Consider the following 2,479-nt stretch of genomic DNA (forward strand, 5'->3'; position numbering starts at 1 on the left):
CCCGCGGCTCGTAAGCTGGCCGGTGTGGATCCGGTATGGGCGTTGCGGCAGATCGCGTTCCAGCTCGAACGTTCCGGCGCGCCGGCCTACCGGGTCCGGGCGTTCCGCCGCGCCGCCGAGGTCGTCGACGGGCTGAGCCAGGCCGAGCTGGCCGAACGGGTGCGGGCCGGGACGCTGCGGCAGCTGGCCGGGATCGGCGAGGCTACCGCGCAGGTGATTACGGAGGCGGCAGCCGGCCAGGAGCCTGAGTACCTGACCCGGCTGCTCGGCGGCGGGGCGCCGGCCCCGCCGACCGCGCTGCGCGCCGCGATGCGGGGCGACTGCCACATGCACTCGGACTGGTCCGACGGCGGCAGCCCGCCGCTGGAGATGGCGCTGGCCGCGCGCGACCTGGGCCACGAATGGGTCGCGCTCACCGACCATTCGCCCCGGCTCACCGTGGCCAGCGGGCTGTCCGCTGACCGGCTCCGTGCCCAGCTCGAGCTGATCGGGGAGCTGAACGCAACGCTGGCGCCGTTCCGGATCCTGTCCGGCATCGAGGTCGACATCCTCGAGAACGGCTCGCTCGACCAGACCGACGAGCTTCTCGGGCAGCTCGACATGGTGGTCGCGAGCGTGCACTCTAAGCTGCGGATGCCGTCGGTGCCGATGACGGCGCGGATGATCGCCGCCATCCGCAACCCGCATACCGACGTGCTGGGCCACTGCACCGGACGGATAATCGTCGGCCGCGGCCGCCCGCAGTCGGAGTTCGACGCCGAGGCGGTGTTCACCGCCTGCCGCGAGCACGGCGTCGCGCTGGAGGTCAACTGCCGGCCAGAACGCCAGGACCCGCCCGATGACCTGCTGCGGCTGGCCGTCGAGATCGGCTGCCTGTTCGCGGTCGACACCGACGCGCACGCACCGGGCCAGCTCGACTGGCTGGACGGCGGCTGCGCCCGCGCGGAGCAGTTCGGCATCGGCCCGGACCGGGTGATCAACACCCGCGGCACCCCCGGCGGCCGGCGTTAACTAGCGTCCGCGTCAGCGATGAGCTCCAGGATGCGGGCCGGAGGCAGGTGCTGCTCGTAGATCCGCACGCCGAACGGCGCCAGCGCGTCCTCGATCGCGTTCACCACGGTCGGCGGCGCGACGATCATGCCGCCCTCGCCCACGCCGCGGAAGTTGACGTCCGCGTCGAGCGGCACGGTCTCGAGGTGCTCGATCTCGATCCTGGGTATGTCGCAGGCGGTCGGCAGCAGATAGTCCATGAACGTGGCCGACTGGAAGTTGCCGTCGGCGTCGTAGGCGGACCGCTCGAGCAGCACGGCGCCGATGCCCTGCGCGATGCCGCCCCGGATCTGGCCCTCGACGACCGCGGGGTTGATCAGCGCGCCGCAGTCCTCGGCCGCGACGTACCGCTCCACCTTCACGATGCCGGTCTCGACGTCGACCTCGACGATGGCGCAGTGACTGCCGCCGGACCAGCCGCCTTCGCCGCCGTCGAACGACGCCTCGACCTCGAACTTGGTGTCAGCGTCGGCATCGAACTGCCCCGACGCGGCCTGCCTGGCGACCTCTGCCACCGAGACCGCGCTGTCGGGGTCGCCGCGCACCAGGACCTCGCCATCGGTGATCTCGAGGTCCTGAGCGCTGGCTTCGAAGAGGAGCGACGCGAAATCGAGCACCTTGCCCTTGAGCTGCCGGGCGCCGTGCAGTGCCACGCCGCCGGTCATGGTGGCCGACCGGCTCCCGCCCGTGAAACCGAACGGCACCACCGCGGTGTCACCCACGACGACCCGGACCTGCTCGAATGGCACGCCGAATTCGTCGGCGGCGATCTGGGCGAGGGTGGTCTGGTGGCTCTGCCCGTGCGGCATCTGGCCGGTGAACAGCGTCACGATGCCGTCTTCCGCGAGCGTGAGCCGCATGAACTCCAGGCCCATCGGCCCGCTGCCCGCTTCGGGGGAGCGCGGGCCGGGAGCGGCCTCGATGAAGGTCGCCAGTCCGATGCCCAGGTAACGACCCCGCAAGCGTTCGTCGGCCTGCCGTCGCCGGAAGGCCGGGATGTCCACCATCTGGGCGACGCGCTCCAGCGACTCCCTGGCGGTGACTCCCGCCAGCGGACGCCCGGTGACCATCATGAAAGGCGGGTCGGTGCGCGGCGCGATGTTCCGCAGCCGGATCTCGAGCGGATCAAGGCCGAGGTCCTTCGCGAGCAGGTCCAGGACGCGTTCCCTGACAAACGTCTCGGACGCCCACGGGCCGCGGTACGCGATGTACGACGCTTTGTTGGTGGCGACCGCGGTCGACTCGAAACCCAGCGCCGCGAGCTTGTAAGGGCCGGGGAGCATCCCCTCGATGATCGAGGGGACCATCGTGCCCATGACCGGATAGGCGCCGTTGTCGAGCACCATCGTCGCGTCGAGTCCGAGCAGGTCACCGTCGTTACTGACGGCAGCGCGGACGTCGAAGCCCTCCTCGCGCGCCTGCCCGGACG

General features: G+C 71.2%; 2 protein-coding genes. One reads left to right on the forward strand and one right to left on the reverse strand.

The window, feature by feature from the left end; translation table 11 throughout:
• The coding region (locus WA805_RS05600) for a PHP domain-containing protein (RefSeq protein ID WP_425241807.1) at window positions 1–1,011 on the forward strand (1,011 nt) is incomplete at its 5' end.
• Here WA805_RS05600 and WA805_RS05605 read toward each other — a convergent pair.
• On the reverse strand, window positions 1,008–2,479 hold a 1,472-nt coding region (locus tag WA805_RS05605; protein WP_425241808.1), incomplete at its 5' end, for a xanthine dehydrogenase family protein molybdopterin-binding subunit. The two genes, WA805_RS05600 and WA805_RS05605, sit on opposite strands and share 4 nt — an antisense overlap.

This window comes from Trebonia sp. (assembly GCF_049794275.1).
Lineage (GTDB): Bacteria > Actinomycetota > Actinomycetes > Streptosporangiales > Streptosporangiaceae > Trebonia.